5 protein-coding genes are annotated in these 6,414 nt (G+C 71.0%); 3 read left to right on the top strand and 2 right to left on the bottom strand.

Features of this window, described 5'->3' with window-relative positions; genetic code table 11:
- The coding region (locus CKO13_RS09825; protein ID WP_200260248.1) for a DUF1631 family protein at positions 1-1,125 on the top strand (1,125 nt) is incomplete at its 5' end.
- A 75-nt stretch (positions 1,126-1,200) separates the two neighbouring features.
- Here the strand turns inward: CKO13_RS09825 and CKO13_RS09820 are convergent.
- The gene (locus CKO13_RS09820; RefSeq protein ID WP_200260245.1) at positions 1,201-1,446 is read right to left on the bottom strand and encodes a hypothetical protein; all 246 of its coding nucleotides are present in this window, start codon (positions 1,444-1,446) and stop codon (positions 1,201-1,203) included.
- A gap of 347 nt (positions 1,447-1,793) precedes the next feature.
- Between CKO13_RS09820 and CKO13_RS09815 the strand changes: the two genes are divergently transcribed.
- The gene (locus CKO13_RS09815; RefSeq protein ID WP_200260242.1) at positions 1,794-3,107 is read left to right on the top strand and encodes an OprO/OprP family phosphate-selective porin; all 1,314 of its coding nucleotides are present in this window, start codon (positions 1,794-1,796) and stop codon (positions 3,105-3,107) included.
- Positions 3,108-3,182: 75 nt separating this feature from the next.
- Here the strand turns inward: CKO13_RS09815 and CKO13_RS09810 are convergent, their stop codons facing one another.
- Positions 3,183-3,584: a DciA family protein gene (locus CKO13_RS09810; protein ID WP_200260239.1), complete on the bottom strand. Its 402-nt coding sequence runs from the start codon at positions 3,582-3,584 to the stop codon at positions 3,183-3,185.
- A 177-nt stretch (positions 3,585-3,761) separates the two neighbouring features.
- Here CKO13_RS09810 and secA point away from each other — a divergent pair.
- On the top strand, positions 3,762-6,414 hold a 2,653-nt coding region (gene secA / locus CKO13_RS09805), incomplete at its 3' end, for a preprotein translocase subunit SecA (protein ID WP_200260236.1).

Here is a 6,414-nt window from a genome sequence, read left to right as displayed (position 1 = left end):
ACCGACCCGAGCGCCGCCCACCCGCCCCTGGCACCCGGCGGCGAGGGGGCCGAGGCGCGCCTGCTCGCGGCCCTGCAGGGGGCGGTCGGCGACACCCTCGAGGAGGTGCGGCGGGCCCTGGACGCCGCCCTCCCGGGCCGGCGGGTCGCCGCGGGGCAGAACCCCCTCGCCCCGGCGCAGCTCACCGACCTGTTCCTGCGGGTGGCGCGCTGCTCGCCGCTCGCCCCGGCGGCGCGGCAGGTGGTCCTCGAGGTGCTCACCGACGAGCTGCAGCGGGCGCTGCCGGCGCTCTGCCGGGAGGCGCTCGAGCTCCTCGCCGCCGCCCCGGGCGCCGAGGAGCCGGTCGAGGAGGGGGCAGCCGGCCCCTCGCCGGAGAGCGAGCGCCACCACGCGGCGCGGGCGGTCTACGGCCACCAGCGGGTCGAGCGCGGGCGCGAGCGCGTCGAGCACGAGCTCGAGCGCTGCCTCGAGGGCCGCGAGCCGCCCGCCCTCGTCGAGCGGGTCCTGCGGGGGGCGTGGGCGCGCCGGCTGCTGCTGGTCTACGTCGCCGAGGGGCCGGACTCCGAGGCGTGGGTGCGCAGCTGCGCGCTCATGGAGCGGCTCCTGTGGAGCTTCGAGCCCCAGGCCGAGGACGCGGACCGCCAGCGCCTGGTCATGGAGATCCCGCTGCTGCTCCACGAGCTCGCCGACGGCCTGCGCGAGGTCCTCGGCGATCCCTTCGAGCTGAGCAAGCTGCTGCAGGCGCTGGAGGGGGAGTACCTGCGCTGCCTCACCCGCGACGACCCGGACCTGGCCCAGGCCAGCGCCAACGACGACGCCGCCGAGGCCGGCGGGCGGGAGGCGAATGTCCGCCGCCTGGGGCGCCTGCCTGAGGGGACGTGGATGGAGATCCAGGGCGGGGACGAGCAGTGGCTGCGGGTGCGCCTGGCCGGCTACGACGCCGACGGGCGGCTGGTCTTCGCCAACCGCGCCGGCTTCAAGGTCCTCGAGCGGGACCCCGAGGAGCTCGCCGAGGCCATCGCGGTGGGGCGGGCCCAGATCCTGGACGATCACCACCTCTTCAATGAGGGGCTCTGCCGCGTGGTGCGCCGGCTCAGCGAGCGCCGGCTCGGCCATGCGGAGTGACAGCGGTAGGCGAGAGGAGGGCCGGCCCCGCAAGGCCGGCCTTCGCTCCAGCGTTGTCAGCGGAGAGGGCCGCAGCTAGTAGCTGCCGCTCTCCTCCTCGGGGCGCTCCTCGCCCTCCTCGAGCTGCTCCTCCTCGGTAGCCTCGCCCTCCTCGAGCTGCTCCTCCTCGGTGGCCTCGCCCTCCATGCTCTCGGCCTCCTCGGCGCTGGGCTCCTCCTCGCCCATGGCGCCCTCGCCGGAGTGCTCCTCGGCGAGGAGGGCGCCGGAGCTCAGGCCAAGGATGAGGGCGAACATCACTGCAAGCCAATTTCTGTACTGCATTGGGGCCTCCTGAGTCGTCGGCCTTCAAAGGGAGAACCCGGCCGCTAGGCCGGGGAGCGTGCACACTCACGCTAAGCATAAGCAGGAGGCGTGCCAGCACCGCTCGGCCCTTGAAAGTCTCTGCATAACAGCAAGATACAGATTGCGTCGAAGTGCCCGGTGGTAAACCGTCCCGACGGTTGTAATCTTGCCCGACAGGAGCGCCCCCCGGCGGGCGCCGTGCCGCTGCTCCAGCGGCCGCCTTTCATCGTCTTGTAGCCCGGCGGCAAGGAAGCCTTCATCTGGCTCGGGCAGATTCCCCTTTTGCAACGCACCTAAATTGGCCCGATTCGGCAGGAGGACGATTGATGACTGGACACTTCCGCTTGGCCGCGCCCGCACTGCTGGTAGCCGCGGGCGGCCTCACGGCGCCGCAGGCGGGCGCCCAGACCCAGTCCGACGTCTACGACTACATCGACAACCGCCTGACCAACCTCGAGTCGAAGCTCGAGGGGGTCGAGGGCGGCCAGGAGCCGTGGAGCTCGTACGTCAGCGAGTTCGGCGGCCGGATCATGTACGACCAGACCTTCGCCATCGACAGCGACGACAGCCTCAAGGACGGGCTGGGGGTGGACGACCTCGAGGAGGGCGCCGAGCTGCGCCGGGCCCGCTTCTTCGCCGAGGGCGCCGTGGCCCCGTGGCTCGCCTACAAGCTGCAGATCGACTTCGGCGACGGCGATGTCTCCACCAAGGACGCCTACATCAAGGCCCACGGCCTCGGCGGGCTGCCGAGCGTCAAGGTCGGCCACTTCAAGGAGCCGATCAGCCTCGAGGAGCAGACCTCGAGCAAGTACATCTCCCTGATGTCCCGGACCATGCTCACGGACGGCGTCATCAGCCAGGGCCGCAACCACGGCCTGATGCTCACCGACCACTACGGCGACGACCAGGTGAACGTCGCCCTCGGCGTCTTCGACACCGGCCAGAACGGCAAGAGCGCCATCACCGGCCGGATCACCGCGCCGGTGGTCTACAGCAACGGTGGCCGCCAGGTGGTCCACCTCGGCGCCTCCCTCTCCCAGCGCAACGTCGACACCTTCGAGCTCGGCCTGGAGCCGGAGGTCCACAAGACTGATGATTTTGTAGCCACGCGGGATGTCAGCGACTCTGAAACTGGCGTGGAGATCCTTGTGGACGACACCCAGGTCTCCGGGGTGGAGCTCGGCGCGGTCCTCGGCCCCGCCCACTTCCAGAGCGAGTACGGCCAGCTCAGCCTGAGCACCGCCGACGGCACCGACCCGAGCGTCGACACCTACTACGTCCAGGGCGGGTTCTTCCTCACCGGCGAGAGCCGGCCCTACGACAAGGCCGACGGCGGCTTCGGCCGGGTCAAGCCGAACCGCCCCTTCACCGGCGCCAACAGCGGCTCCGGCGCCTGGGAGCTCGTGGCCCGCTACTCGGTGCTCGATGCCGAGGAGATGGCCGGTGTTTCAGCGATTGATGGTGATGGCAACTCAACCAGCGTAGCTGCGGCTGGTGTAGCGGAGACGAACGTGACCACCTTCGGCCTGAACTGGTACCCGGTGGCCCACGCCAAGTGGATGCTCAACTACGTCAACGCCGACCAGGACGCCCTGGGTAGCGCCAGCTACGTCGCCACACGTTTCCAGGTGGACTTCTAGACTGGTGGGGAGCCCCGGGCGCGGTCCCGGGGCGCTAGCGAAAGCCCTCTCTTGGGCCCGGGCTCCGGCTCGGGCCTATTTTTTGTCGCTCTCCGGGACGCCGCGGCCAGCACCGACCCGCGGCTGCGGCGCCGAGGGGGCCACGCGCACGGTCACGCGCTGCGGGCGCCGGCCGCCGAGGCGCTCGGCGGCGTCCTGGAGCTGCGGGGCGAGGAAGCGCAGCCGCGTCGCCCAGGCGCTGCTCTCGGCGAGGATCACGATCTCCTCGGGGTCGAGCCGGGCGAGGCGCCAGCGCCCGCGCACGGCCTCCGGCGCCGCGCGCTGGAGCCGCCGGGTGAGGCGCTCGAGCTCGCGGGCGTGGTCGACCACCGCCCGCAGCGGCCCCGGGCGCTGCGCCAGGCGCGGGGCGAGGCGGTGGAGGCTGCCCTCGCGCTTGCTCGGGGCGGCCGGGTTGAACTTGCGCGGCTTGGCCGTCACGGAACGCTGCCTCCGGCTGCGGGTCGTAGGGGGAGCGAGCAGGGTACAGGCCCCTGGGGCGAATACGCCCAATCTACCGGTCCCCGCCGCCGGCGCGCCAGGGGCGCGTTACCACCCGGGCGGCCGTTGCCTGTATCCTGTCCCTTGACTTCGCCGGACGATTTGTGAAGAGACCCCATGCTGCAGACCATCGCCAAACGCGTCTTCGGGACCCGTAACGACCGCGCGCTCAAGCGCATGCGCAAGCGCGTCGAGGCCATCAACGCCCTCGAGCCGAAGATCGCCGAGCTCACCGACGAGCAGCTGCGCGCCCGGACCGACGCCTTCAAGGAGCGCCTCGCCGGGGGCGAGGCCCTCGACGACCTCCTCGAGGAGGCCTTCGCCGTCGTCCGCGAGGCCTCGCGCCGCGTGCTCGGCCTGCGCCACTTCGACGTCCAGCTCCTCGGCGGCATCGTCCTCCACGAGGGCCGGATCGCCGAGATGAAGACCGGCGAGGGCAAGACCCTGGTCGCCACGCTCCCGGTCTACCTCAACGCCCTGAGCGGCCAGGGCGTCCACGTGGTCACGGTCAACGACTACCTCGCCCGCCGCGACGCCGACTGGATGGGGCGGGTCTACCGCGCCCTGGGCATGGAGGTGGGGGTCGTCGTCCCCCGCCAGCCCCAGGAGGAGAAGGTCGCCGCCTACCAGGCCGACATCACCTACGGCACCAACAACGAGTTCGGCTTCGACTACCTGCGCGACAACATGGCCTTCCGCAAGGAGGACAAGGTCCAGCGCGCGCTCGGCTACGCGCTCATCGACGAGGTCGACTCGGTGCTCATCGACGAGGCGCGCACGCCGCTGATCATCTCCGGGCCGGCGGAGCAGTCCGGCGACCTCTACGAGGCGATGGCGCGGCTCGTGCCCCGGCTCACCCCCCAGGAGGAGGAGCTCGAGGAGGGCGAGGAGGCCACCGGCGACTACCAGGTCGACGAGAAGGCCCGGCAGGTCTTCCTCACCGAGGTCGGCCACGACCGCGCCGAGGAGCTGCTGCGCGCCGAGGGCCTGCTCGGCGCCGGCGAGTCGCTCTACGACGCCCGCAACATCAACCTCGTCCACCACCTCAACGCCGCCCTGCGCGCCCACACGCTCTACCAGCGCGATGTCCACTACCTCGTGCGCGACAACCAGATCGTCATCGTCGACGAGTTCACCGGCCGCGCCATGCCCGGCCGGCGCTGGTCCGAGGGGCTGCACCAGGCGGTGGAGGCCAAGGAGGGGGTGCCGGTCCAGCCCGAGAACCAGACGCTCGCCTCGATCACCTTCCAGAACTACTTCCGCCTCTACGGCAAGCTCGCCGGCATGACCGGCACGGCGGACACCGAGGCCTTCGAGTTCCAGCACATCTACAGCCTCGAGGTCCTGTCGGTGCCGACGCACAAGCCGATGATCCGCCAGGACCACCACGACCTCATCTACCGCACCGCCGAGGAGAAGTACGACGCGCTCATCGAGGATATCCGCGACTGCGTCCAGCGCGATCAGCCGGTGCTCGTGGGCACGACCTCCATCGAGGCCTCCGAGCGCGTCTCCAACGCCCTCCAGCAGGCGGGGGTCGAGCACAGCGTCCTCAACGCCAAGCACAACGAGAGCGAGGCGCAGATCATCGCCGAGGCCGGGCGGCCCGGGAAGGTGACCATCGCCACCAACATGGCCGGCCGCGGCACCGACATCGTCCTCGGCGGCAACCTCGACGCCGAGCTCGCCGAGCTCGGCGACGACCCGGACCCGGCGGAGGTGGAGCGGCGCAAGGCCGACTGGCAGGAGCGCCACGACCGCGTGGTCGCCGCCGGCGGGCTCCACGTGCTCGGCACCGAGCGCCACGAGTCGCGGCGCATCGACAACCAGCTGCGCGGCCGCTCCGGGCGCCAGGGCGACCCGGGCTCGTCGCGCTTCTACCTCTCCCTCGAGGACCCGCTGCTGCGCATCTTCGCCTCGGAGCGCATGTCCGGCATGCTCCAGCGCCTCGGCCTGGAGCACGGCGAGGCCATCGAGTCGGGGATGGTCTCGCGGGTCATCGAGAACGCCCAGCGCAAGGTCGAGGCGCACAACTTCGACATGCGCAAGCACCTGCTCGAGTTCGACGACGTCGCCAACGACCAGCGCAAGGTGATCTACGAGCAGCGCAACGAGCTGCTCGAGGCCGACGACGTCTCCGAGACCGTCGACGCCATCCGCCGCGACGTCATCGACAAGGTCATCTCCGAGCACATCCCGCCCGGCTCCATCGACGAGCTCTGGGACATCCAGGGCCTCGAGCGGACCCTCGCCGAGGAGTTCAACCAGCCGCTGCCGGTGGCGCGCTGGCTCGAGGAGGACGACGAGCTCCACGAGCAGAGCCTGCGCGAGCGCATCCAGTCGGAGATCGAGGCGGCCTACCGGGCCAAGGAGCAGGAGGCCGGCGCCGAGGTGGTCCGCCACTTCGAGAAGGCCGCGATGCTCCAGGTCCTCGACAAGCACTGGAAGGAGCACCTCGCGGCCATGGACCACCTGCGCCAGGGGGTTGCGCTGCGCGGCTACGCCCAGCGCAACCCCAAGCAGGAGTTCAAGAAGGACGCCTTCAACATGTTCCAGGAGATGCTCGAGGGCCTCAAGCGCGAGGCCGTCGGCGTGCTCCTGCGGGTGCAGGTCCAGGCCGAGGAGGACGTCGAGGCGGTCGAGGAGCAGCGCCGCCAGGACGCCGAGCGGATGCATCAGCAGCCGCGCCACGCCGACGGCCTCGCGCTTGAGGCCCTCGAGCATCTCCTGGAACATGTTGAAGGCGTCCTTCTTGAACTCCTGCTTGGGG

The organism is Halorhodospira neutriphila, assembly GCF_016584055.1.
Lineage (GTDB): Bacteria > Pseudomonadota > Gammaproteobacteria > Nitrococcales > Halorhodospiraceae > Halorhodospira > Halorhodospira neutriphila.
The sequence above is the reverse complement of the archived record's forward strand: the minus strand, read 5'-3'. Positions and strand labels throughout refer to the sequence as shown.

Coding starts and splice junctions, on each gene's coding strand:
- CKO13_RS09820 (WP_200260245.1), bottom strand. CDS start 1,446: ATGCAGTACAGAAATTGGCTTGCAGTGATGTTCGCCCTCATCCTTGGC.
- CKO13_RS09815 (WP_200260242.1), top strand. CDS start 1,794: ATGACTGGACACTTCCGCTTGGCCGCGCCCGCACTGCTGGTAGCCGCG.